Annotated in this window: 22 protein-coding genes and 3 pseudogenes; 8 read left to right on the top strand and 17 right to left on the bottom strand. The window is 60.7% G+C overall.

From position 1 onward, the window contains the following. Positions 1-384: 384 nt before the first annotated feature. The 5 genes from AC0NID_RS12345 to AC0NID_RS12325 all read right to left on the bottom strand — a co-directional run bounded on the left by AC0NID_RS12345 (position 385) and on the right by AC0NID_RS12325 (position 6,706). The gene (locus AC0NID_RS12345) at positions 385-1,389 is read right to left on the bottom strand and encodes an ABC transporter substrate-binding protein (RefSeq protein WP_473459304.1); all 1,005 of its coding nucleotides are present in this window, start codon (positions 1,387-1,389) and stop codon (positions 385-387) included. 92 nt (positions 1,390-1,481) lie between these two features. Further along, on the bottom strand, positions 1,482-4,346 hold the full coding sequence (locus AC0NID_RS12340; protein ID WP_473459302.1) for an MFS transporter: 2,865 nt from the start codon (positions 4,344-4,346) through the stop codon (positions 1,482-1,484). A gap of 373 nt (positions 4,347-4,719) precedes the next feature. Further along, complete coding sequence (locus AC0NID_RS12335) at positions 4,720-5,709, bottom strand: methyltransferase (RefSeq protein ID WP_473459300.1); 990 nt, start codon at positions 5,707-5,709, stop codon at positions 4,720-4,722. A gap of 326 nt (positions 5,710-6,035) precedes the next feature. Continuing rightward, on the bottom strand, positions 6,036-6,161 hold the full coding sequence (locus AC0NID_RS12330) for a hypothetical protein (protein WP_473522360.1): 126 nt from the start codon (positions 6,159-6,161) through the stop codon (positions 6,036-6,038). A 374-nt stretch (positions 6,162-6,535) separates the two neighbouring features. After that, a complete protein-coding gene (locus AC0NID_RS12325) occupies positions 6,536-6,706 on the bottom strand; it encodes a hypothetical protein (RefSeq protein WP_473459296.1) in 171 nt (56 codons plus the stop codon). 163 nt (positions 6,707-6,869) lie between these two features. Between AC0NID_RS12325 and AC0NID_RS12320 the strand changes: the two genes are divergently transcribed. The 3 genes and pseudogenes from AC0NID_RS12320 to AC0NID_RS12310 all read left to right on the top strand — a co-directional run bounded on the left by AC0NID_RS12320 (position 6,870) and on the right by AC0NID_RS12310 (position 7,727). Further along, positions 6,870-7,139, top strand: a complete 270-nt coding sequence (locus AC0NID_RS12320; protein ID WP_473459294.1) for a type II toxin-antitoxin system prevent-host-death family antitoxin — start codon at positions 6,870-6,872, stop codon at positions 7,137-7,139. Continuing rightward, positions 7,136-7,548: pseudogene (locus tag AC0NID_RS12315) on the top strand (hypothetical protein). Before AC0NID_RS12320 ends, AC0NID_RS12315 begins: the two are co-directional and overlap by 4 nt. A gap of 2 nt (positions 7,549-7,550) precedes the next feature. Then, positions 7,551-7,727 carry a hypothetical protein gene (locus AC0NID_RS12310; RefSeq protein ID WP_473459292.1) on the top strand — a complete coding sequence of 59 codons (177 nt, stop codon included), beginning with the start codon at positions 7,551-7,553 and terminating at the stop codon, positions 7,725-7,727. A gap of 118 nt (positions 7,728-7,845) precedes the next feature. Here the strand turns inward: AC0NID_RS12310 and AC0NID_RS12305 are convergent, their stop codons facing one another. The 9 genes and pseudogenes from AC0NID_RS12305 to AC0NID_RS12265 form a co-directional block, all read right to left on the bottom strand. Next, positions 7,846-8,070, bottom strand: coding sequence for a hypothetical protein (locus AC0NID_RS12305; protein ID WP_473459291.1), 225 nt, complete (start codon positions 8,068-8,070; stop codon positions 7,846-7,848). Between the two features lie 558 nt (positions 8,071-8,628). Beyond that, entirely contained in the window at positions 8,629-8,952 is a 324-nt protein-coding gene (locus tag AC0NID_RS12300) for a hypothetical protein (RefSeq protein ID WP_473459289.1), read from the bottom strand. 941 nt (positions 8,953-9,893) lie between these two features. Then, a complete protein-coding gene (locus tag AC0NID_RS12295) occupies positions 9,894-10,997 on the bottom strand; it encodes an adenylate/guanylate cyclase domain-containing protein (RefSeq protein WP_473459327.1) in 1,104 nt (367 codons plus the stop codon). 87 nt (positions 10,998-11,084) lie between these two features. Then, positions 11,085-11,276, bottom strand: a pseudogene (locus AC0NID_RS12290) (2Fe-2S iron-sulfur cluster-binding protein); the annotation flags it as partial. Between the two features lie 241 nt (positions 11,277-11,517). Further along, positions 11,518-12,029: pseudogene (locus AC0NID_RS12285) on the bottom strand (SDR family NAD(P)-dependent oxidoreductase); the annotation flags it as partial. A gap of 46 nt (positions 12,030-12,075) precedes the next feature. Next, positions 12,076-12,801, bottom strand: a complete 726-nt coding sequence (locus tag AC0NID_RS12280) for a dihydrofolate reductase family protein (RefSeq protein WP_473459288.1) — start codon at positions 12,799-12,801, stop codon at positions 12,076-12,078. 68 nt (positions 12,802-12,869) lie between these two features. Beyond that, entirely contained in the window at positions 12,870-13,766 is an 897-nt protein-coding gene (locus AC0NID_RS12275) for a LysR family transcriptional regulator (RefSeq protein WP_473459287.1), read from the bottom strand. Between the two features lie 116 nt (positions 13,767-13,882). Further along, positions 13,883-14,281, bottom strand: coding sequence for a cyclophilin-like fold protein (locus AC0NID_RS12270; protein WP_473459285.1), 399 nt, complete (start codon positions 14,279-14,281; stop codon positions 13,883-13,885). 68 nt (positions 14,282-14,349) lie between these two features. Continuing rightward, positions 14,350-15,462: an alpha/beta hydrolase gene (locus AC0NID_RS12265; protein WP_473459284.1), complete on the bottom strand. Its 1,113-nt coding sequence runs from the start codon at positions 15,460-15,462 to the stop codon at positions 14,350-14,352. A 715-nt stretch (positions 15,463-16,177) separates the two neighbouring features. On the opposite strand from AC0NID_RS12265, the gene AC0NID_RS12260 reads away from it, so the two are divergent. Then, the gene (locus tag AC0NID_RS12260; RefSeq protein ID WP_473459282.1) at positions 16,178-16,978 is read left to right on the top strand and encodes a type IV toxin-antitoxin system AbiEi family antitoxin domain-containing protein; all 801 of its coding nucleotides are present in this window, start codon (positions 16,178-16,180) and stop codon (positions 16,976-16,978) included. Between the two features lie 418 nt (positions 16,979-17,396). Here AC0NID_RS12260 and AC0NID_RS12255 read toward each other — a convergent pair whose 3' ends face one another. Next, positions 17,397-18,287 (bottom strand): adenylate/guanylate cyclase domain-containing protein, encoded by an 891-nt coding sequence (locus AC0NID_RS12255; RefSeq protein WP_473459280.1) that lies wholly within the window; start codon positions 18,285-18,287, stop codon positions 17,397-17,399. Positions 18,288-18,656: 369 nt separating this feature from the next. Between AC0NID_RS12255 and AC0NID_RS12250 the strand changes: the two genes are divergently transcribed. Beyond that, positions 18,657-19,124, top strand: a complete 468-nt coding sequence (locus tag AC0NID_RS12250; protein WP_473459278.1) for a hypothetical protein — start codon at positions 18,657-18,659, stop codon at positions 19,122-19,124. Positions 19,125-19,365: 241 nt separating this feature from the next. Here the strand turns inward: AC0NID_RS12250 and AC0NID_RS12245 are convergent, their stop codons facing one another. Both AC0NID_RS12245 and AC0NID_RS12240 read right to left on the bottom strand, forming a co-directional pair. Further along, complete coding sequence (locus tag AC0NID_RS12245) at positions 19,366-19,518, bottom strand: hypothetical protein (protein ID WP_474033439.1); 153 nt, start codon at positions 19,516-19,518, stop codon at positions 19,366-19,368. A gap of 521 nt (positions 19,519-20,039) precedes the next feature. Then, a complete protein-coding gene (locus AC0NID_RS12240; RefSeq protein WP_473459509.1) occupies positions 20,040-20,201 on the bottom strand; it encodes a hypothetical protein in 162 nt (53 codons plus the stop codon). A gap of 224 nt (positions 20,202-20,425) precedes the next feature. Between AC0NID_RS12240 and AC0NID_RS12235 the strand changes: the two genes are divergently transcribed. The 3 genes from AC0NID_RS12235 to AC0NID_RS12225 all read left to right on the top strand — a co-directional run bounded on the left by AC0NID_RS12235 (position 20,426) and on the right by AC0NID_RS12225 (position 23,129). After that, the gene (locus tag AC0NID_RS12235) at positions 20,426-21,097 is read left to right on the top strand and encodes a Crp/Fnr family transcriptional regulator (protein ID WP_474033438.1); all 672 of its coding nucleotides are present in this window, start codon (positions 20,426-20,428) and stop codon (positions 21,095-21,097) included. 162 nt (positions 21,098-21,259) lie between these two features. Further along, on the top strand, positions 21,260-21,616 hold the full coding sequence (locus tag AC0NID_RS12230; RefSeq protein WP_473454649.1) for a hypothetical protein: 357 nt from the start codon (positions 21,260-21,262) through the stop codon (positions 21,614-21,616). 208 nt (positions 21,617-21,824) lie between these two features. Beyond that, the gene (locus AC0NID_RS12225) at positions 21,825-23,129 is read left to right on the top strand and encodes a metal-dependent hydrolase family protein (protein WP_473454844.1); all 1,305 of its coding nucleotides are present in this window, start codon (positions 21,825-21,827) and stop codon (positions 23,127-23,129) included. Positions 23,130-23,365: the final 236 nt, after the last annotated feature.

The following is a 23,365-nucleotide window of genomic DNA, read 5'->3' as shown; positions in this document are numbered from 1 at the left end:
CAAATCGGCCGTAGCTGTCTTTGGTTGATAAAAGCCGCGTTGTTTAGCGTACTTTCAACGCGTGCCCTCATGAAGGCAGCACGGTTTCGATTGAACACGCCGTGCTGCCGAATCTCCGAGCAAGGAGGGGCAGGTCACCCGCATGGACGAGGCTTCCGAATGGCCACCGTGTCAGCGGCCTGGTGATTGATGGCGCGAGCTTGGCAGATACGGCATCATGCCCACACGGAGCAATGTTCCAAGTGCAATAGTCGCGCTGTCATGCTGCGTCTGCATCGAGGCTGTCACCCACCGACAGCTTACTATGCTTTAAAAGCGTTGGCTCGAATACAGTCGCGCCAGAGGCGAACGTTAATGCCCCAGCGCCGGAGTGCCTTTGTCTTATCAGTTGTTCACCGCCTCGGCCACTTGGAGAAAGGCGAAGGGTGGATAGCGGCCCAGCTTCTTGGCGACCTCCATGTTCACGCCATAGGCGAAGTCGGTTGCCCGCACGATCGGAAGATCGCCGGGGGTCGCTCCGTCGCGCAGGATCCTGAGCGCCTGTTCCGCGGCGAGATGGCCGACATTTTCTAGCCGGGCAGCAATGGAGAGCATCGCGTGATGCTCGCGCACCAGCGGCTCGTACGGGCTCACAACGGCGATGCCGTGGTCGACCGCCGTCTTTGTGAACAACTCGCCATTGGCGTTCAGGAACGAGCTCGATCCGAGATAAAGCCATCGGACTCGCTGCTCGCGCAACTCGGCCATGCGCTCGGCAATCCGGGCGACATCCGGCACGCCGTCATTGCCGGGGTCGATTTCAAGCGCGACAAGCTCGATGCCGAGCGTCGGCGCAATTTTCTTGAGTTCCTCTGCCGTGATCGCCGAATTGCGTTCGTTCGAATTGTAGAGCAAGCCGAGCTTATCGAACGTCGGATCGTACTGGCGCACGATCTCGATGTTGATCGCTTCCGGCACCCGGTTGAAGGTGCCGGCAACATTGGCGCGTCCGCTGCCTTCGAAGCTCTTGGCAATGTGCGTGCCGAAGGGGTCGGCAACTTTGACGAAGACAACAGGAATCTCGGTGATAAATGCAGGGTTGGCCGTATCGTCCAGCGTGCCGATGACGCCAAGCGTCCCATTCGTGCCATAGGTAAGCACCAGATCGGCCGGCATGGCCCGCGCCTGGGCAATTGCGGTGGGGATGCGCGACTTGTCCTGTGCCAGATCGATGATCGTCACGTCTGCGGCGAAGCCGCTCTTTTTGATCCCAGCCTTGAACCCTTCGCAGACATTTTCACACCCTTCGTAGAAGACGCCCAGTATCTGCTTTCTGTCGGCCGCATTGGCCACGGTGGTCAGCACGAAAACCACGGCCAATGCGAGCAGCCTGCGCGCAATCGATTTCACGACAACTCCCCGTATGAACCCAAGCCGGCAGCACCAGTCTAACGCCGCCTGGCCCCGGCGGGTAACTTTCAGCTAATTTACCGAAAACTAATTCACGGCGCCAGCTGCCGAGCCGGCGCCGCCGGCTTGCCCAGCACCGACAGCCCGAACAGCAGGGCTCCCCCAAGCGCGAGCACCGCCACGACCGCTATCGCCATAGCGTAGCCATAGAGGCCCGCGACCGTCGCGACTAACAGGAGGCCGGCGATGCTGGCGAACCGCTCGATCGTCCGCAATGCACCCAGAACCGCATCGGCCCCCAAATGCTGCAGCTCTGTTTCCGCGATCGACATCGAGAGCGAAACTTGCGCTCCCCGCACCATGCCGCTGCCGATTCCGGAGCCCAGCACCGCAAGGAAGATGGTGATTTCGCTCGGCCGGACGGCGGCCGTCAGGAGCGAGATGCCGCAGACAAGCCCTCCCGACAAAGCCACGACCGATACCGGAATTCCCCGTTCCGCCGCGCGTCCGGCAAGCGGACCGACCAAGGCGAGGGCGAGGAAGTAGACCATCAATGTGCGTCCGATATCCGCCGGAGAGGCACCAAGGGAATCGAGCGTCAAAGCCACGAGATAGGAAATGAAGGCCTGCAGGCAGACGTTCCCAGGTATGGCGATGCCGAACACCAGCGCGGCGAAATGCCAGTTGCGCAACGCGGCAAACAGCGGCGGTCGAGCCGCCTTGGCAGGTGTGCCGTCTCCCCGGCTCACAGGGTCGGTGACCAACGAGAAGATCAGAAGCGCGGAGATCAGGACAAAGGTGGCGCTGAGCAGAAACACATTGGCCTGGCCCAGCCTGTCTGCCAGCACCCCGCCCAGCGCCGTGCCGCAGAATATTCCTCCGAACAACACCGTCGAGAACATTCCGAGCGATCGGTCTCGCTCGTCGCGCGGCGTGTTGTCGATGACGTAATCCTGGCAGGCCAGCGTCACGAAGGCGTAGCCCACCCCAAGGATTGTGCGGGATGCCACGATCTCGGGCACGCTGGTGGCCCAATAGAGCCAAAGATGGGCGGCAATTGTCGGTGCCGCCGCCAGGATCAGCAGTCTTCGCGGTCCGAGCCAGCGGGCAAGCGGCCGTGCAAAAGGCGATACCAGCACGATTGCGAGCAGGTATCCGGCAAGCGGCAGGCTGATCAGCACGGTCTCGGAAAGCCACGGAAAGGGATCGTGTGCCGCCCTCGTGTAAAGCGGCATAAAGGAAAGCGGCAGCTCGTCAGCGGCCGCGAACAGAAACAGCGCCAGCCGCAGATCGGTGAAATAGGAAAAGCGCAGGGTCGTCGGTCCGTTCAGCGAAAGACCGTAGCGCGCCTGCAATGTGGCGAGCCTGGCTCCCCTCGCTTGAGAACCGTCGACGCCTTGCCATGCCGCGGCGAACTGTGCGCTGAGGCCTTCGGTGCGCTCGACCAGGATCTGGGCGGCGCAGTCGATGGCGGTGCGGGCGCCCACCACCACCCGCTTGGAGAAGTCTCCGGCCGCCTGCATCGCCGCCAGCCGCTGCAGCCGGTCGAGAGCGGCCGTCAGTGAGCGGCTGCTCATCACCACCATGATCTCGAAGGCGATCAGCACGGCGACCACCACGATGACGCCCATATCGAGAAAGACGTCGAGGAACTTCTTGGAGATGAAGGTGGGGTCGACGTCGATCACCACGTAGGCGATCTCCTCGCCATTGTGCATGATCGGATGACTGCGCACGCCTTTGCGTTCGCGCGGCGGAGCGAGGTAAGGGTCTATCCGTTCGCCGACTTCCAGCACCACCCGCCCTGTCGCCACTGCGACGTATGCGATCTCGGGCAATTGCTTGAGCATATCGGCGAAGAAACTCTCCGCGCTGACCAGACTGTCCAACGGCACACCCGTCGCCAAGGCGCGCTGGACGTCTTCGCCGACGACCGTGGCAATTAGGTTTGAGCGGGCTGACAGCTCAGGTTCGATCGAACGATTGACATTGCCAAGGGTGATGACGCCCAGAACCAGGGCGGAACTTACCATCAGCACCGCCGCCAGCGGAGCCAGGCGCGATGCGATCTGCCGGGCGAGTGAGCGCGAGGGGTTGGGCGCAACCTCGGTCTCGGGAGCCGGACTGGTCGCAACGACGGCGTCGTCGCTTTCGGCTTGCCTATCCTCTGCAGCCGGTGACTCGAAGGCGCTGAGTTCCCGGCTGGCTTCATCATATTGCCGTCTGGCATCTGCCAGATTTGCATCAAGTTGCCGGATTTGGGGGCCGAAGAGGTCGCGCCAGAACGCGCCGGAACCACTCGTCTTCAAGTTCCCATTGGTGCCGATCTCCGCATCGGGCTCTCCGCGGGCAACGCCCTCCAGGCGGGCAAGCCGGCGCTGAGGGGTTCCGAGAAGCAGGCTTAACAAAAGGTAGGATAGCGCCGAGAACGCAGCCCAGATTACAAGGGCGTTCCGGACGACCGTACGCATAATGGCCTGTGAAGCCGCTTCGAGCCGGTCTTTCGGGTAGGCGACAACCACGGCGCCGCTGGGGGCGCCGTCACGGCCCACGACGTTGAACCCGCTATAGATTTGCTCGCCGGTCTCGGTGCTCCATTTGACGTCCTTCGATAACTGCATCGCTTGCAGCACCTCGCGCGGAACCGCCTCTGGCCGTGATGCATCGGTGGTGTAGACTATGATCCCTGACGGGTTGAGCGCGTGTACTGCTTTAACTTCATCGTCGGTTTCCAGCGCCCGCGCGACGATCGCGTTGCCGTTGCGGATCATCGAAATCGGCAGGCCAAGATCGATGATCGGTTTGAACGAAGTTGCCGTCGTCTGCGCGATGACAGAAATTCGTTGCCGCAAGAGATCGGAAAGCACGGCATTGTGCTGGAGAACCGAAAGCAATCCCACAACCGCCTGCAGCAGGGCGATCACCACTGAGAAGGTTATCCAGCTTCGAAGAAGCACTGCGGCCCCTCCCGCAAAAGCGGCGCGTATCAACACTATGTTGAGCGGAAGGGCTCCGCCAGTGGGGCCATCCGATTATCGACGTAGATTGCAGGATGAGGGCCGAGAAGGTGCTGCAAGGTCTCTACGCCCAGACGCGGCAGACCACGTGCTACACTGACCGCCAGCGTCCGCATCGTCTCGTCCATCGAAACGAGCAAGGAGCAAGGAGCAAGGAGCGCCAATTGCCGACCTTCCCGGCGCATCTCCAGAGCCGCCCTTCGCGTTCCGACCGGTGTCCACCCAACACAGTCCTTCCCGAAAGGAACTTGGAACGTCCGGACTGTGGCTCGACTTCGCCTTTCCCAAAGGGATGCCCGACCGCAATCCAGTCTTAGGCCGGAGACGCCTCAAGGATGGAAATGGGGCCTTGGGTCTGAATCACTTGTTCAAGCCGTAGCCCGGCGGCGTCGAACAGGCTGGCATATTGTGCCTCCGTCCTCTCCAGGCCGCCGGTGACGGCGAGCATGACCACGTCGATTTCTTTAATCAGGTCCGGTTCGTCACCCGGCGGCACGAGCGTCTCGGCCACGAGCACTCTCCCGTTCGCCAGCATAGCCTTGCGGCAATTTCGCAGGATCGCTGCAGCACGCCCATCATCCCAATCGTGAACGACCTTCTTGATGACGTAAACGTCACCACTGGGGACGCTCTCAAAGAAGTCCCCGGCGATAAAATCGGTACGCGGCAGGTCGCCTCCGGCACCCTGCTGTGCCGCCGCGACGCCCGAAGGCAGATCGAAAAGCACGCCGCTCAAATGGGGGTTGCGGGCCAGGATCGCCGAGAGAAGTTGACCATGTCCGCCGCCAACGTCGATGATCCGCGTGAACGGCCCGAAGTCATAGGCTTCGGCAACCGCCTGGTTGCTACCTTGGCTTAAGGCTACCATGGCACGCTGAAACAAGGCAGCCTGCTCCGGGTGTTCCGACAGCCAGTCAAACCTTGGGCTGCCGAACACCTTGTCGAAGGCTGGCATTCCTGTGCGGACAGAATACCGAAGCTGCTCGAAGGCAAGATAAGCCTCGCTGTTGATCATACGCACGAAGTCACGGGGACCCGGTCGATCGGAGCGCAGCACTGCGCCAACCTCGGTCAACTCGAAATGCCGGGGCAACGCTTCCCTGAAGACCCCTTCAGCCGCGAGAAGTCGCATGACACGATAAAGCGCGTCAGCATCTGACCGAGTGGCAGCCGCCAGTTCATCCACCGACTGCTCGCCGCCGGCCAGGAGATCGGAGACGCCAAGTTCGATCACGACGCGCAGCGCCTGTGACACGGCGAACCCGAATCCTAGCCTCATGATCTGTTGCGACGGGCTGGGCATGGCTTTTTCCTCGAGTGTCAGCGCACGTTAGCACAATGGAGCGAGCGTAACACTTTCCCCAAGTTGGAGGATCACGAGGTGGCTGTCGAAAACCTCGGTTCGCTCAGACACTGTCACGGAAGGTCCGGAAGGTAGTGCAGTCCAGTCGTTGCTCAGAACCTCGGCGACGACCTTCGTCCCACCCGGCCGGACCTTTCCGAGCCACATCGGCCAATCTGAAGGCTGAACGCACCAACCGACCACGTGCGCCATGAGCGGTCATTCCATATTAAGGTCGAAGCGCACCACGGATGCTGCCAGTTATCAATTCAATGGCCACTAAAGACTTAGCCGCGGCCGATCGGGTCGCTCATTGCGTCGACGACTTTTCCAGCTGCCGCGCCCGTCGCAGATCGCTCATTGACGAGGATGGACGTGCGAAACGGAATATCGAGCTCGATTTCCTTCAGCACGAGCCCGAACTCCGAACAGAAGCTCGCGGTGAACGGATCGGTGCCCGGCGCGCGAACACTGAGGCGAGATCGCCGGATTGGCAGAAGTACAGCGTGACACCCCCATTCTCTTTTCCTCATTGGCGTTGGATACTCGGCATGGAATGCTGAGACTGGCAGGTCCTCCGCCGAAATGGCGAATTCGATCAGCGTCAATACTGTCGGGAGGAGATTGGTTCGCTATGCCTACGGGAACTTGCGGGCATTCGCGACGTTAGACTGCGACAGACTGTAACTGGACATGACGCGGAAACAGGCTAGGCGGTGTGGACGGATTTGACCAAGATGAAGCCGGCGGCGAGAGCGACAAAGGATGCGAAATTGCGCTTTGACAATCAATCCTCGTTCGCTGGGTCGCGTCCGGCGCGCTCGAAGTGTCGACACAGAAGCGCCTCGGCGTAACCAATGTCGCCCTCGGCGAGCGCTTCGAGAATGGCAATTTGCTGGCCGCAAGCACGTTGGATGCGCGACTTGCTCAGTTCGTTGAAATCGGCGTACTCGGTCAATCGCCGGAGATTGTTCTGCAGGCGACGAGCGTCTTCAGTGACTCTATCCTGGCTGAACCGGACGGATCTCGACCAGAGAACAGACACAACGGAGTCTTTCGGACACTTGAGATGAGAGGAATGCTGTATTATACAGCATTGTCAGCAAATGCAGGAGGTCGTCATGCCGAAAACCAATGGCACGTACTCGACCAGCGATCTGTCGCGCAAATCAGGCGATATCATCGCTGAGGCCATGCGCCATCCCGTCACCATAACGCAGCGCAACAAACCGCGCTTGGTGCTTCTCAACATCGAAGACTATCGACGCCTGCGCGGCAGCGCGGATAAGCGCGCCGTCGGCACAATCGAAAACATGCCTGAAGGCCTGCTGGAGGAGTTCCAAGAAGCGATCGAAACCTACGCCGATTCAGATGAGACGGTTCAGCCGTGAGCTTCGAAGATATCCAGACAGCCGGCGTTATCCGCTAATCCCTATCTCTGGGTGCGGGAAGCCGCGAGCGGTGAAATAGAGGGGCGCAAAAGTCGACCTGTAGTCGTTGGTGTTCGCATTGTCCGCGCCGGTGGCGATCTCATCCTGTTTTTCCCGATCACCACAAACAACCCGAACCGGGCCGCTTTGCTGTGGAGGTGCCTGATATCGAGAAGCGACGGGCCGGCCTTGATCCCGCACTGCGACTGTGGATCATTTTGGACGAGTACAACACAGACGTGTCGGCCAGTCATTCTATCTTGAACCCGATCCGCCGATCGGGCGCTTCAGCAAGGCATTCTTCCTCCCCTTGGCTCGTGAGTTCGTGGCCCGCCGGAAATCCCTCAAGGGAATAAGCCGAACAAGATAGCCATGTTCGGCGCGATCGGCATCACAGCCGTTGAGTGCGTCCGCGAGCGCCTTGGCCGTCGCGCCGGTCGGCTTTCCGAAGCCGCGATCCTGACGGCGGCGCGAAAATTCGCCTTCGCGGCGTCCGGCGTTGCGCTGCGTGAAATGCAGCCGGGAATGTCCACAATATCGACCCAGTAATCGGTGCCGGCACTTTGCGGATGACGGCGACATAAGCGGCCATGACTGAAACCTTCTTCACTGAAGCCCGGCGGCAGGCGCCTCGCCTACCGCCGAAGCGGTGAAAATGGCAGAGCGCTTACGCGCTCTGCTCCTCTTCGGCTTTCGGATCGAACGCCCGCAGGATTATGCGGCCGGAAGATAGCGGGACCAGATCGAGCTGGAGCGTGAAGCCCTCGCCGTCTTTGTGGTCCCATGCGGCGCCGATCCTCGTCCAGGGCGCCTTCTCGCGATCGGGAACATGATAGGCGATCAGGGCCGGTGCCTTCTTCTCTTCCGTGGTCTTCTTTTCGTAACGTGCCATTGGTCTTCTCATTTTGCTTTTGTTTCAAGACGACTGGGGCGATCAGACCGGGCATCAGCGCGGGAAAGCACCGGAGGGAAACGGGCAACACGGCCCTTCGCCAAGGCGTCGGGCCGCAGACGGGAGGGGTGGTGCGGGCAGCCCGCTGTTTTGCAGCGCGCCCGGTCCAGAACCGATTGTCATTGAAACGAAAGGGCAAAAGGCGAAGCCGGCACGGCCTTGGATAAGGAACGCGGAAAAAAACGGGAAAGCAGGCATCGGCCTCCTCCGCCCCTCATCCACAGATCGCAGCGCCGCCCGATTGCGAGGATTTTTTCGCGCGTCATGGCACCGCCCACGGCGCGGCATCCATTTTCCCGCTCAACCTCCCGGCGCTTCATTCCCCCCGCCGTCCCGTGCGGGTCGCTTCCGAAATCTGAAGAGGAGAGGGCAAGCGCAGCGCCGTCCTTGCGGCACTGCGCCGGGACAGCCTTCAACGAGGCGCGTTCGCGGTAGCGGGCTTCGATGGGTTTCAGCCTGCCCTTGAGTCCGCTTCTGACATAACCGGCAATGACCTGCTCACGAATTCCCCAGGCAGGAGGCCCGGCGCCGTGATCGGCATGAATGCCGGAGGATGCTGCGATAGCCGGTTTGGCTCAGGAACGGCTTGCCCACATCAACGGGGTGGGCGGCAAGCCTGGCCAGAACCCGACGCTGCTGCCGATGCCAAAGATCCAGATCGATGCGCACGCGCATGCCCTCGTGCTCGATGATGAATTCGCCGGTCTGTCCCTGGCGCGAGCAGGCCGGCAAGGTTTCACGAACTTCTTCCATCACTGCAGAGGGTGCATCCCCGCCGATTTGCCGCCCTTGCTGTCCGTTTTTCACGACGACGACCACCAAGAACTTTCATCGAAGCCCATAACAATGCATCTCATGTCATGAACGAGCGTGAGCAGCCGTTCACTACCTATGACGCAGCGCTGCGCCTTCGCCATGCCATGCCTGTCAAAGCACTTTGACTCGTGGCCGCAACTCCGCGCTTCGCCAACCTGCCGTGGAAAAGGCCTTACCGTTTTTTTCGGCGGGCTTTGACTAGATCGCGACTATTGGTAATGACTTATGCTGTACTCGTTGCGGAGGTGGGGTCAGACTTATTTGGCTAATTAAGAAGTCATCAAACGAACTCGGTCACGGCACTGTATTGGCGATATCCCTCTACTGACACGAACGCTGGCCGCTTCCTAGGTCGTACCTACACTTTTGCACGCCCCACTATCCAAGCACTGGCAGAACGCCTTGTCTTTCTCGCTCTGGCGGAAGAAAAGCCAAGTGGCATAGGCCGCCGTTCACCATGGCACGTCTACTCAATGACGCCACCTTTGACCGCGCAGCGGCAGCTGATCGGCACAGGCGCCGGACATCCCCCCAGCTGGAACGCCTGCCGCCTGTGCCGAGCCCCCGCTAAGCCATCCCGAACATCCACGAACGAGGCCGGGTTGTCGTTACCTTCGCATCCTAATACTTATCTTGGCGTACATATCTCGCACGGTGAGGCGCACTTGCACCGTCCCGACTGGCCTGTGCCATCCGGATTGGCGCCAGCCCACACAGTCCGGGGGGCCTGGTCAGTCCATCAAAAGCACCAGAGAGATTCGGGAATGATTTCGATTGCCAGGGTATGTCGGGCGTTCCACACACGATCAGTCGAACATCGGGATGCTTGCGCACCTCGATGGCAAATTTCGCCAGCAGGTTGATGCCGGAAGAGTCGAGAAAGTGAAGGTCCCTCAGAGAAAGGCGACATGGGACTGCAACGGAAAAACTGAAATATTGGACCGTTTTCACTCGAGCCCGATCCACACAAAACCGTCCTGCTTTCGGCAGGGATACACGATGAGCTTTGCGCGGTTCTTCGAAATGTCACCCGCGAATTCATAGCCTGGCGCAGTACCATCCTGCTGCAGCCGCGCCCACCCCCTGATTTCGCCAGTAGACAGGTCGAAACAACTCTGATGCCAGCGGCAGACCAAGCCAAGATCTGCGGTGATCGTGCTCTCCGTGTGTGGGAGCTTCAGCTTTTCGGCCTGAGCGGAACTCCGGCGCTCGTAGAGCGGCAGATGAAGATGGGGGCAGGCATTGTTGAAGGCGCAATAGCTATCGGATCCGCGAACGACGACGATGTCGTAATCTTCAAAATCGAGAATCCGGCGTTCATGGGGCTCAAGCTCGTCTTCGGCAAAAGCGCGAATCCACCTCCTGCCGCCCTGGCGGATGGTTTCGCGAGGCCGTCTGGCATTCAGCTCGGCATCAATTTCGGGCTTCAGCCTGACGATTTCGAACAGGCTTGTGCGCTCGCCGGTCCCGCGAAGGCGTACCCTGACGAAGTCGCCGATTTCCACCTTGTCGGCGATCTGGTCGCGGAGGGCCTCGGATATCAGCAATCGCGTACCGGCATCTTTATTGGCGGCCTCGACCCGGCTGGCCAGATTTACAACGTCGCCGATGGCCGTGAGACGTTCGTGTCCAGCAAAACCCAATGTGCCGATGACGGCTTCGCCATAGTTGAGGCCGATACGAATATCGAAATCGATGCCATACATCGAGGCAAAAAACGGCTTCAGACGATCGACTGTAGCGAGGGTCTGAAGTGCGGCGTTCACGGCGCGGAGCGGAGCGTCGGGCTGGTCGTCGATGCCGAATATTGCCATGAGCCCATCGCCGATCAGTTTGTCGATGAAACCGCCATTCTGCTCGATGATGTCGCCGACCTGGGCGAAGTAGCGATTGAGCAGATACATCACGTCGTAGGGGGAAAGCCGCTCAGACAGCGCCGTGAAATCGACAATGTCACTGAAGAAGACCGCAACATGCTTTGCTTCGCCGCAACGCGTCGCGGCAGAACCGCCAAGCTGGCTGGTGATCATCATATCGGTTTCGTCCAGCACCAGGCGTCGGACGCGAAGCTCTCCTTCCGGCCTGAGCTGACAGGCCAGCCGAACCTCATCGGCCAATCTCAACCGGTTCGACATCAGGGTTTCGTCCGGATTCCGGTCCGGGCAAGCCTCAATGCCGTCGAGAACCCAAACGCGGCATGTCGAGCATTTCGCCCTGCCGCCGCATGCGTGGGCAAATGGCACGCCCGATCTGAGAGCCGCCTCAAGCAAGGTCTCATCTGCGGCCACGTCGAAATCCACTCTGTCGGGTAAAGCGGTTACTTTGGTCATATCACCGAACACAGGTCCGTCGCGTTAACTGGCTTGCCAGTGTAGCACCAATCGGCTCAGGCAATAGAATCGTGCAAAATTCGGGCACCGACGAAGCCGAAATGGTTTCGTTGCAGGGACCGGACCATAAGACCGCTTGCATCGGCAGCGACCGCTTGCTGAGCCGACAACGAGGGTTCATCACGGCGCGGATCCTGTTGGTGACCTCGCAGAGCAGAATCGGCCTTAGTCCAGATGCGCCCCACTTCGCTCGTGAATTGGCATAAAGCCCCGCAATTCGTAGCTCTTTATGCTGGTGCTTCCACGGCCTCCAGCTGAATTCGATGGGATCGGGGACCGTCGTCGCGAAAACATCGTCCCCGCTTCGATGCATGCCGCTGCTGAGATAGATCAGGCGGCCGGGGCGCTCGATCAGCGCGGTCAGCATATAAGGGGCGAGCGTGTTGACGGCGAGCACGCTGGCATGCCCTTCGGGAGTCGCGGCCCGACCCGTCGACGAATAGATGCCCGCGTTGTGAATGACCGCATCCATCCGGTCGATGGCGTTGACCTGCTCGGCGACCGATCGCGTCTCGGCGGCGCTGCTGAGGTCGCCGACGACGAACCCGAGCGGGGAGTGGGGAGATCGATCACCGTCGATGCGCGCTCATGGGACCGCGCATGGAGGACGACCTGATGGCCCTCGCGCAGCAGGGTACGGGTGGCATCGAGGCCCAGCCCGCCCGTGCTGCCGGTTATGAAAACGCGAGCCATCGAGGATTCCCTTGCGACAATGAGCCCTTGGAGACCGCCAAGGCCGCTATGCCGCCTGGGCAGGCGCGTCCTCCACGGCATGGCGCAGCCAGACCGTTCCCCCTTCGAGGGTTTTGCAGCCGATCAGCCGAAGGGCCTGCCCTGCGCCCGGACGTTCTCCCTCCGCTCCGCGATAGTCGACGATGCTCGGCGTATCCGCCACGCCATCGACGGCTGGCTGGATCAACGTGCTGAACTCGTCGATCAGACGGTGCCGGAGGAAGGCGCCGTTGATGGTGCCGCCGCCTTCGAGCAGCAGCTTCTTCACGCCGAAGACACTGGCGAGTTGCTCCATAGCTCCGAGGAGGTTATCCCCTTTCCGTTCCGCGAAGACATACGAGACGCCGTCCTTGCGCAGTTCGGCGAGATAGGAATCCGACACCTGCTCGCCGAGCACCGCGACGACGTGATCGCCGCCGACATTGTCCTTGCCGTAGTGGACGCACCCTGAAGGATCGATAGCGACGGCAAGGTTCCGGCCGTTCCGGTTGCCGACATGCGGGTCCCGCGGGACGGCCGGGGCATGCGCGACGGTCCGCTCCGCTCCTTTGGCGATCTCGGCCATGGTCTTGCGACCGACGATCCAGCCCTCCGCCTCGAAGCGTCCGGCAACTTCTTCGTAATGGCCAGACAGCGTGTCGGCCGAGACTCCCGCAGCGGAAGCGGTAAACCTGCTGGGATGGAGGCGGCCGTCAATGGAGGTGACCATATGGCAGATGATGGTGGGGCGCATGGGACGGTTCCTCGATTGCATGGGGAGAAGGGAGGAGGCATCGCGCTACCACCCTTCAACGGCGGGGGTCATTCCCGATGGCGTAAAGCGTCGACCAGGGCAACAAAGGCCGGCGAGGACTGCCGTCGGCTGGGATAGTAGAGATAGTAGCCGTCCCAGTAGGGAGACCACCTCTCAAGTACGCGCTGAAGCCGCCCCTTCTCGATGTGCGGCAGCGCGATCTCCTCCGGAACATAGGCAAGGCCATGTCCGGCAAGGGCGGCATCGAGCACATGGAAGATGTTGTTGAACACGAGCTGGCCGTCGACATGCACCTTGGTCTCGCGGCCTGCCTGATCCTCGAATTCCCACACATAGAGCGCGCCGGATGAGGGGAAGCGATAGTTGATGCAGACGTGCTGCATGAGATCCTGTGGCTTCTCAGGCGTTGAGCGCCCCGTGAAATAGGATTTCGCGCCGACGACGGCGAACCGGATATCCGGACCGATACGGGCCGAGATCATGTCTTTGGCAAGCGTGTCTCCCATGCGAACGCCGGCGTCGTAGCGTTCCTTGACGATGTCGGAGAGGCCGTTGTCGAGCAGGAGTTCGACCTTGACGTCCGGAAACTTCGGCGCGAAGCGCTTCAGCTTCGGCCACAGGATATGGCTGATCGCATAGTCCGGCGCCACGATCCTGACCGTTCCGGCGGGCTTTTCCCTGAGTTCGTTCAGGGCGTCGATCTCGACCTCGATCTGGTCGAAATGGGGGCCGATCCTTTCGAGAAGTCGCTCGCCTGCTTCCGTCGGCGCGACCGCGCGCGTGGTGCGGGTAAGCAGACGGATACCGAGCCGCGCTTCGAGTTGGCGGATGGTATGGCTTAGCGCCGACTGCGAGATCCCGAACCTGGCGGCGGCCTTGGTAAAGCTGCCCTCCCGTGCCACGGCAAGGAACGCGAGCAGGTCATTGACATTCTGACGCGTCACTTATGAATCCTCGTCATGTGCAAAGGTAGACTATAGCAGAAATCGAGGGTGATGCAGGCGCCTCGGCCGGAGAATTCCGATGGTCCGTTGCTCGCGCGATCCCTGCAGCGACTTCCTTATTGGATGCGCTCAATCCTTACCGTGACGCGGCCAGGACGATCAAAGATCGAAACATCACCGTTCACCTGCCCGAGCACCACGATACCGGGCGAAGGCACACGGCCGTTGCGGTAATAGATGACGAAATGATCGGCGCTCCACAGGCCGAGTGTGCCGACCGAGAAGTCGAGTTGCCGCGAAATCTCGGGCAGGGGAAATGGCAGATTACCGGTCTTTTCCTGGCGAAGATGATCGCTCATCTCGATGGTGAGCGGCAGCATCCCGACCAGCGATCTCGCAGCTTTGTTGTCGCCAAGGTCTGCCGTGACATCGCCCCAATCGGAGGAAATGCGAATGCGTTCTTGAGCCATGGCGGGTCCGACCATACCAGTTGCAATGACGCTGGCACCCAGCAATGATTTCAGCATCGGTTGCTTCCCGTAAGCGTTTACGGAGCCTGCACCTTGGGCGCAGGCTCCATCTCCTACGCGGTTAGATGCTGATTGAAGAAGTCCGTCAGCTTGTCGAACGGGATCACGTCGACCTTGTCGTAGAGATCGACATGGCTGGCGCCCGGGATGACCAAGAGTTCCTTCGGCTCGGCCGCGTTCGCGTAAGCGGTTTGGGCGAAGTAGAGCGAGTGGGCCTTTTCGCCATGGATGAACAGCACCGGTCGCGGCGAGATCTCCGCGATGTAGGTCAGGATCGGCATGTTCATGAACGAAAGAGGCGTCGTCTGCGACCAAGCGTTTCCGGAGTTGACGGCACGCCTATGATAGCCGCGGGGCGTGCTGTAGTAGTCGTGATAATCGATCATGAACTGCGGCGAGTCTGCAGTAACGGCGGCGTTATAGGCCGGCTGGTAGGCCGGGATGCCATTCTCAGCATCTGCCCAACGCTGACGGCTTAGTTGCTCCAGCGTCTGCGTACGCTGATCGAGGGTCACGCTATCGTTGTAGCCCTTCGACATGACGCGGGTCATGTCATACATGGTGCTGGCGACGACGGCCTTGACGCGCTTGTCCGAGGCGACCGCATTCAGGGCCATTCCGCCCCAGCCGCAAACGCCGATCACGCCGATCCGCTCGCGATCGACCTCGGGCCGCAGGCCGATGAAGTCGACCGCCGCGCTGAAGTCTTCCGTATTGATGTCGGGCGAGGCGATGTTGCGCGGCTCGCCGCCGCTTTCACCCGTATAGGACGGGTCGAAGGCGAGCGTAACGAAGCCACGCTCGGCCATGGTCTGCGCGTAGAGGCCGGACGACTGCTCCTTGACGGCGCCGAACGGACCGCTGACGACAATGGCCGGGAGCGCGCCGTTACGGTTCTTCGGCAGGTAGAGATCAGCCGCCAGATCGATGCCGTAGCGGTTCTTGAAGCTGACCTTCTGATGATCGACGTTGTCGCTCTTCGGGAAGACCTTATCCCAATCCTGGGTCATGGTGAGTGTCTGCGCCTTCGCATTGGCTGTCGTCAGAAGCGAAGCTGCGCCCATTGCCGCAACCCCGACGCCGGTCAGCTTGAGCAGGTTGCGACGGCCCGCATCGGGCACGTCATAACATTCGGCTGTGTTTCCAAGTTCACTATGCGCATTCATGGGAGGGTTCCTTTCGCTTTGATGTCTTGGGTATGCGAAATGTAGTCGTCGCAGTGCTCATCGATTAGCCCGCCTGTTTCGCTTGTGGTCATGAGGCGTATTCATCAATCCGGCAGCCAGCCGGACGATTTCTCGAAGCGTGACGGAACCCGGCGCATCGGTTCAGGTTCGACGGCCGGATGCGGATGTGGCTTGGTGCGGGGCCTGACGAAAAGCTTGGAGTGGGAGGCTGAGCTTGGATCAGGTGTGGGCGAGGAGCCGGCCGGCGAAGATCATGCCTGTCCATACGACCAGTGACACGCCTGCCGCGACGCGGGCGGCGACCGGGGTAACGGCGGCGTCCGTCCATTCGGCGACGCGGCGAAGGTTGTTGGACCAGGTTACGGTTCGCCTCTGGCGAAGCCATTGTGTTTGGGAGCGCTGTCCATGTGCCGTCCCGCGTGCAAATAAAAATCTCCAGCCAAGAGCCATCGAGTATCATGTCCGCGCCTTATGCCGATTGGGGTAAGCCGCAGAGCTGCCCTGTTAGGCATGGGGGATAGGCGTGGCCGCCGTAGCCGTGGACCCGCCCGGCCCTCGCGAAGGCTCCAGGTGATGATCTTGAGGACGAAATTCCCTTTTGTTTATGCTTATTTAATTTTGCTAAGTATGGCTAAGGGAAATTGGCGCATTTCAAACCTTGAAAGTGGTTTGATATTGTGCTATTTTACTAAGCATGACTGAGCGGAACAGAGGAAAGCTAAACCAGTTAGAGCGAACCCTGCCGGAGGGTCTATTGGCCGATGCGGCGTGGATGGAGCGGCACGACTATTCCACAAGCCTGCGCAGCCAATATGTTTCGGCTGGTTGGCTGGTGCAGCCGGTGCGTGGCACTTACAAACGTCCTCTTGGCGAACTCGACTGGCAGAAAACCGTCGTTTCCCTCCAGAAGCTCATGGGGCACGCCCTTACGGTCGGAGGGCGCACAGCGCTCGACCTGCAGGGTTTCAGCCACTACTTGTCACCGACTGGCCCGTCAACGATCCACCTCTATGGAACGGAGCCGCCTCCCGGCTGGCTCGCCAAGCTCCCGTTGAAAGAGTCGTTCCGGTTTCACCGGTCGCAGGTGCTGTTCCAAAACCTTGCTGTCGAGAAAGAGGCGTTGCAGGGCGGCACGCTGCGGGAATTGCCGGGACCATCAGATTGGCCGCTTGTGGCTTCGACGCCTGAGCGTGCGTTGCTCGAAATGCTTGACGAGTTGCCCGGACACGAGAGCTTTCACGTTGCAGATATGATAGTCCAAAGCCTGAATACCTTAAGCCCACGGCGGCTGCACACGCTGCTTGCCGACTGCCGGAGCGTGAAGGTCAAGCGCCTGTTCTTTTTCTTTGCCGATCGCCATGCGCCGCCGTGGCTGAAGCAGATAAAGCGTGAGGAGATCAGCCTTGGCAGCGGCAAGCGCATGCTCGTCAAAGGTGGGAAACTGGACCCGAAATATCTCATAACCGTGCCGGAGGACCTTGGTGCCCCTGAATGATCGCTACAGGCGCCAGGTTGCCCTTCTGATCGCCGCCGTGCCCTTCGTCGCGGCGGAGCGGGAGTTTGCGACCGTTTCTTAGGTCGTACCAACCCTTTTGCACGCCCTCCCCTGCCCGGCCCTGACGGAAGGTTGAACCAGTCGGCGGCTTGCTACTCAACAACCGCGGCGTTCGAAGGGCGCGCAACGGGCAGTGGCAGGTTTCGAATGTGCGCAATCTACTGCGCCGCCGGATCAGTGGCGATGAGCGGTTTTAAAAGGCGAGAAAATGAACCCATTTTCAGACGAGACGCCAGAGAACAAGGTTCAAGATCGCGAACATTGACGGCGTCAGCGAACCAGCGCTGCGCGCATGTAGAATTGCCGAAGAGATCGTCGCGACCGCTTGAGCCGGTCGCGGCTAACGAGTCCGTCCGGGTCAGTCTGAGACAATTTCGTAGTGAAGAATCCGGGCGTCGCCGAGGGACGACCTCAGTCCAGGCGAGATGACGCCGGAGCCGAAGAGGACAATATCTTCGCGGCGTACGAATACTTCATGGCCAGGTTCCATCGATACAAATGTGCCCGACGAGCTTCGCTCGACAAGCCGGGCCCTGCCATTCGAAACAGTGAAGGTCGCGTGGTGCCTTGAAACCCAGGGCCGCTCGACGACAATATTGCATTCCGGAGATCGGCCGAAGGTCACGAATTCGTTGTTTCGACAGGATCGCAACTGATCTCCATAGCGGATGACCAGTTTGGCCAGCCGCGGCGGGATGGAGCGCCTGCCGGTAATGGTGCCCCGGCTGGTGATCTGCGTGCGGAGGGGCCCATCGTCGCTCCACAGGGTATAGACATCGAAGAGTTCTTGCTTCCCCTTCAAGGCCATTTTGTCGAGGAGCCGCAAGCCACTGCGGCTCCCCGCGGAAAGGGCTTCGCAGAAGCTCTGGCTGATCAGCACCTCCCCGGGGTTGGCCGTAGTGGACAACCTTGCGGTGACATTGACAACGTCACCGAAGACCTCGCCCCGTGCGCGAATGACCGCCCCGAAATGCAATCCTATACGGGCGCTCAACGGCCCTTCCGTCAGTTGGCGGCTGATTTGGCAGACGGCCCTCAGCGCCGCCTCCGGGCTCTCGAACAGGCTGAGTACGTCATCGCCTTTCGAATGAATGAAATCACCACCGTGCCGGGCGACGATCTCGCGCATCGCGTCCAGGCAATCCGAGACCTGATGCAGAGCGGCATCGTCCCCGATGCGCTCATACAGGGGCGTGCTGCCCACGACATCAGCTAAGAGAACTGCGGCTAGAAGTCTTTCCTGATCCATCGATCCGCACCGAGAACGCAGCGTATATAACACACCAAAGTTGCCTGTAACTTATCTAATTGCGTGCTGGGGGCCGGGGCGGTTCTTCGGCGTGATCGTCTCGGACGGACAGGCGTCTGCCTTCACTCATCTCGCCAAATCACACGTTTGCCCATCGGCCTCGATCCGGTTCATCCAAGCTCGAGCACCTGCCACTGGAACTGCGCTGGCGCGAACCTTTCACTGTTCGGCGCGTCGGTGGATTTGAGACGACACTGTCAAACGGCCAGCTATGCGCAAGACAAGCTGGGCATAGAGGTTGATGATTGCGCGTAGAGCGAACATAATTGCGTATAGGAATCTACGCGCAATATAGAGGGCAATTTGGCGATGCAGATTTCGGACCACGACCCGACCGCCATCGAGCAGGCTGTCGGCAGCTATCCTGAGGGTGCGTCAGCGCAGCAGATTCTGCAGGCGTTGCCGCCGCCCATTCCTCTGCGCACGCTCCAGTATCGCCTGAACCTTCAGAACGTCTTCATCTGGGCCTATGATCGATCAGCCGCGCGCTATGCCGCCGTCCGCCAATCGCTCGGCGAGCCCGATCCCTTCCGGCTGCGCTATCGCGCCCAGTTGCGCGAAATCATCGGCGACCTGATCCGGTCGCGCGTGGGCCGCAAGGAGACTGCAGCGCGCATAGCAGGCTGGCGGAGCGAGGCGATCGAACCGGGCGACCGCAAGCGCTTCAACGAAGTCGTCGAGGCCGAACTCACCAGCTTGCATGAAGGGAATTTCGCCCGCTATCAAATCCGGCCATCCGAATTCTCCGCCTGGCGAGAAGTGTGGGGGGCGGCATGAGTGACGCCTCCCTGGCGAAGGTGCCAAGCGACGAAGATCTACTCGCTCTCCATCGAACGCTTTCGCGGCATCACTTCGCTGGACTGGCGGCCGGCGCGCGCGTGAACATCATCCTCGGCGGCGGTGACGCGGGTAAGACCACGATCCTGGAAGCGATCGCGCTTCTAGTCGGAACTCGCACATCGAACAGTACATCACGTCTTCCGTCTCCAGCGCACCGGCGGCCTCCCCGCGCACAATCCTAATAGACGTCTTTCAGCTGTTTGATTGGCATGTCAGCGTGAGCGAACGCGAGGTCCTGAGCGTCAGAAGCCGACAATGAAGCCGGACTGATTGCGATCGGCACGGTGCCGAGCGTCACAGGCGCGAGGGACTTAACAACTGACATGATCATTTTGAGATCCTCCCCAGCTCCCGTCGGTCAACATTCAGTCCTTGGGGTCGCAGGTGCCGTTCGAAGGTCCCGTCCGCGCGCCGCTGCTTGTCGAAGCCGCGATGTAAGGCTCGATCGCGCGCTCGTGGACCAGCTAAAGGGGATCTCGGCCGTGGCGTAGCCACTGCCGGCGGCCCACCGTTTCGGGATCGAGGCCGAAGCGATCCTGGTGCGCTCGATTGTCGTGCCGGCCGCGCCTGCTTCCGCATGACGGATGGCGCGGCTTCGCAAAGCGCACATGATTTCGTCACGTGAGATGCCGACGTCGCCAAGAACGTCATCGGGTAAACGGCTCAACTGGTCCGTTGCCGACAAGAGAGCTTTTCGTTCGGCGCGGAGGCGTAACCACCTGCGAAATGGACCAATGGCGGCAGCATGAATTATAATCATGATCAGATCGTCCCTTCATTGATCTGAATTGACCGGTACGGAACGGCGCGAACGGCACTCCGGGCGAGAGCGTCAGCCGTCCGCGAGGCAAGTTAGGCGTAGTGGTCGATGGATTGGTTTTTCCGCGGCGTGCCCATACGGCGGGCGGTGGCTGGCCCCGGGCCACGCATGTAATAGAGCTCCGGGCGATAGCGCGGCGCGACGAATTTGCGAAACCCCGCAGCAAGTTTTGTGACGGGAGCCAAGAATTTCATGACTGTTCCCTTTCCCTTCGCCGGCTTGCCCACGAGCCGGCGGGCCTGACGTTGCAACTAGGATATGACAGTCGAACCAGGCTTGGCTGTGGGAATTCCCACACCGGGGAAAACATTGGCGAAATCCGCTCCCGGTTTGCATCCCGGAAAGCGGGGCCTGCGGCCATTAAATTTCCTTGGATATGGAGTAAGGTGAAGTACACTTGATTGAACAAGAGACCGTTGTGACAGGCTCTCTGGCCTTCATCTCAAGACTTTGCGATGCCGACCTCGCCGCGCTGACCAAACGGTGGCACGAGCGCAGCTATCGACACAACGAGCTAATCATTTCCCACGGCGACACTGGTCGCGATGTCTTCTTCCTGCTGGAAGGACGGGCTCGCGTGACACTGGTTTCAGCGGACGGCAGGGAGATAGCGTATCGCGATGTCGAACCGGGTGACATTTTCGGGGAGCTCGGAGGCATTGACGGGATTGCACGCTCTGCCAGCGTAGTCGCGCTGGAGGCAACCCGCGCTGCACGGCTGTCGGGCACAGCATTCCGGGATATCGTGATGACCCACCCGACTTTTGCCTGGATGCTGCTTGAGCATCTGTCTGCCCAGCTCCGGCGCATGACCGAGCGGGTATTCGAATACAGCACTCTGGTCGTGCGAAAACGGCTGATCGTCGAGCTCCTGCATCGGGCGGAGAAAGCCGCACTCGTGGACGGCGAGGTGTCCATAACCCCGGCACCGACGCATTCCGAGCTGGCGGCAACGATGAGCACGCACAGGGAAGCGGTCTCGCGCGAAATGAGCGACCTCGCCAAGAGAGGCCTGATCGAAAAGCGCGGCAGCAGGTTATTGCTGCATGACGTCTCGGCACTACGGGCGCTGGTCGACAAGAAGGAATAGCGAAGGCTGTCGCTGCGGCGGGGGCACCGCACGTTACTGACCCGAGTCCGACCGTTTCTTAGGTCGTACCAACCCTTTTACACGCCCTCCCTGCCCGGCCGTGACGGAAGGTTGAACCAGTCGGGCGGCTTGCTAGGTTCCAGACTTCGGTGGTAACCCGGCATGAACACGGCACTGCTTTTGATGGCTCAGTATGGTGGCAAGGCCATCCCGATCGATGACGTCTGCAGAGACTATGGTGTCGACATTTCGAAGCGCCAGGTGGTGCGGCTGATTTCGGAGGGTCTGGAGGCCTTCGCGGCGGAGGACCGTGACGTGCTGCGCGCCGAACTTGCGACGGCGCCCTGGATAACCGTCGATGCTACGTCGGCGCGCCACGCCCACCAGGATGGCTACACCACCCAGACCGGCGATCACCGCTTCACCGCGTTCCGCACCGGGAGATCGAAGTCACGGGAAACGAGGCCATTCCCATGCGAGAGCGCTAATGTCGGTGGGCAGCCGCTTGATCGGGGTTGAAAGAGACCAGTCTGGAACACTTCTTGACGCCGATGCCGTCTAGGCTACAACTTTATTTTGTGCCGTGACCTCCCAAAGTTGGAGAAGCGCAGTGTATCCCAAATCTTTCGAACTGCGGGAGATGATCAAGATCGTGGCCGTGTCCTGCGCCGCAGCCGTTTTCACTCCTGCCCGCACAGCTTTCATGATGCTTCGGCCAGGTCGAGAAATGCTTGCGGGCGCGCTCGTGCTCGCACTTTGCGCCACCGCAAGCGCTGACGACGTGCTTTTCGAAAACGTCCGCATTTTCGATGGAAAAGGCGCCGCGCTATCGGGCCCGTCGAACGTGCTTGTCCGGGGCATTGTGATCGAGCAGATCTCGACAAGCCCAATCGAGGCCGAAGGCGCCGAGCGTATTGCCGGGAACGGGCGAACGCTGATGCCGGGGCTGATCGATGCGCACTGGCATGCGATGCTGATTGCGACCGGCCCGGCTGAGGCAATGGGTGACATAGGCTTCGCCAATCTCGCGGCCGGCGACGAGGCGACAGACACGCTGATGCGCGGCTTCACCACCATTCGCGACGTCGGCGGGCCGGCGTTCGGCCTCAAGCGCGCGATAGATCAGGGCATCATCGCAGGCCCCCGCATCTATCCGTCCGGCGCCATGATAACCGTGACCAGCGGGCATGGCGATTTCCGCCAGCTCAGCGACTTGCCTCGGACGATCGGGGGCTTGTTCACCCCCATGGAGAGGAACGGCGGCAGCATAGTCGTGGACAGCCCTGACGAGGTGCGTCTGCGGGCCCGCGAGCAGTTCATGCAGGGTGCCGTGCTGCTCAAGTTGACGGCGGGCGGCGGAGTGTCGTCGCCCCACAGCCCGCTCGACGTCACCACCTTCACCGAGCCCGAACTGCGGGCGGCCGTCGAAATTGCCGAGAATTGGGGCACCTACGTCGCCGCGCACGCTTTTACATCGGATGCGATTAACATGGCTATCGCGGCAGGTGTGAAGTGCATCGAACACGGCTTCCTCATGAGCGAGGCAGACGCCAAGCTGATCGGCGAAAAAGGCATCTGGCTAAGCTTGCAGCCGCTGCCCGAATTGATGAGAACAGGCCTGCGGGAGGGTTCGGTCGAGCGAGCCAAGGCCGATGAGGTATGGCCCGGCATCGGCAGGACCTACGAACTGGCGAAAAAGTACAAGATCAAGACAGCGTGGGGAACCGATGTCCTCTTCTCGCGCGCGCTGGCGCAGCAGCAGGGTGCAATCCTGGCCTCGCTCGCCCGCTGGTACACGCCCGCCGAAGCGCTCATCATGGCGACCGGGACCAATGCCGAGCTGCTGGCGCTGTCCGGCAAGCGCAATCCCTATCCGGGAAAGCTCGGCGTGATCGAGGAAGGCGCGCTCGCGGACCTCCTGCTCGTCGAAGGCAATCCGCTGGAGAACCTCGGTCTCGTGGCCGATCCCGCCAACAATTTCAAGATCATCATGAAGGACGGGGCGATCTATAAAAACACCCTGGCCGAGTGAGGAATGACTGAACCGCCCTGTCTCGTGGACGCCGCCGATGGCCTGCTGGCCGCGGAGTGCAGGCATTCCACAGCGAGCAGTATGGCCGCTTCCCCACCCGATTGAGACGCAGAACCCAGAATCGCGGTATGATCTGAGCCGATACCCCGGCCGGCTCGGTCGCGCCATTTCGCGGATATTACATTCGCAGCGCGTCTCCTAACCTGATCCGACCGCCCAGATTCTAACGATTAAAT

The sequence above is a fragment of the Mesorhizobium sp. WSM4821 genome (genome assembly GCF_055901555.1).
Note: the sequence above shows the minus strand (reverse complement) of the source record. Positions and strands in the feature narration are given on the sequence as shown.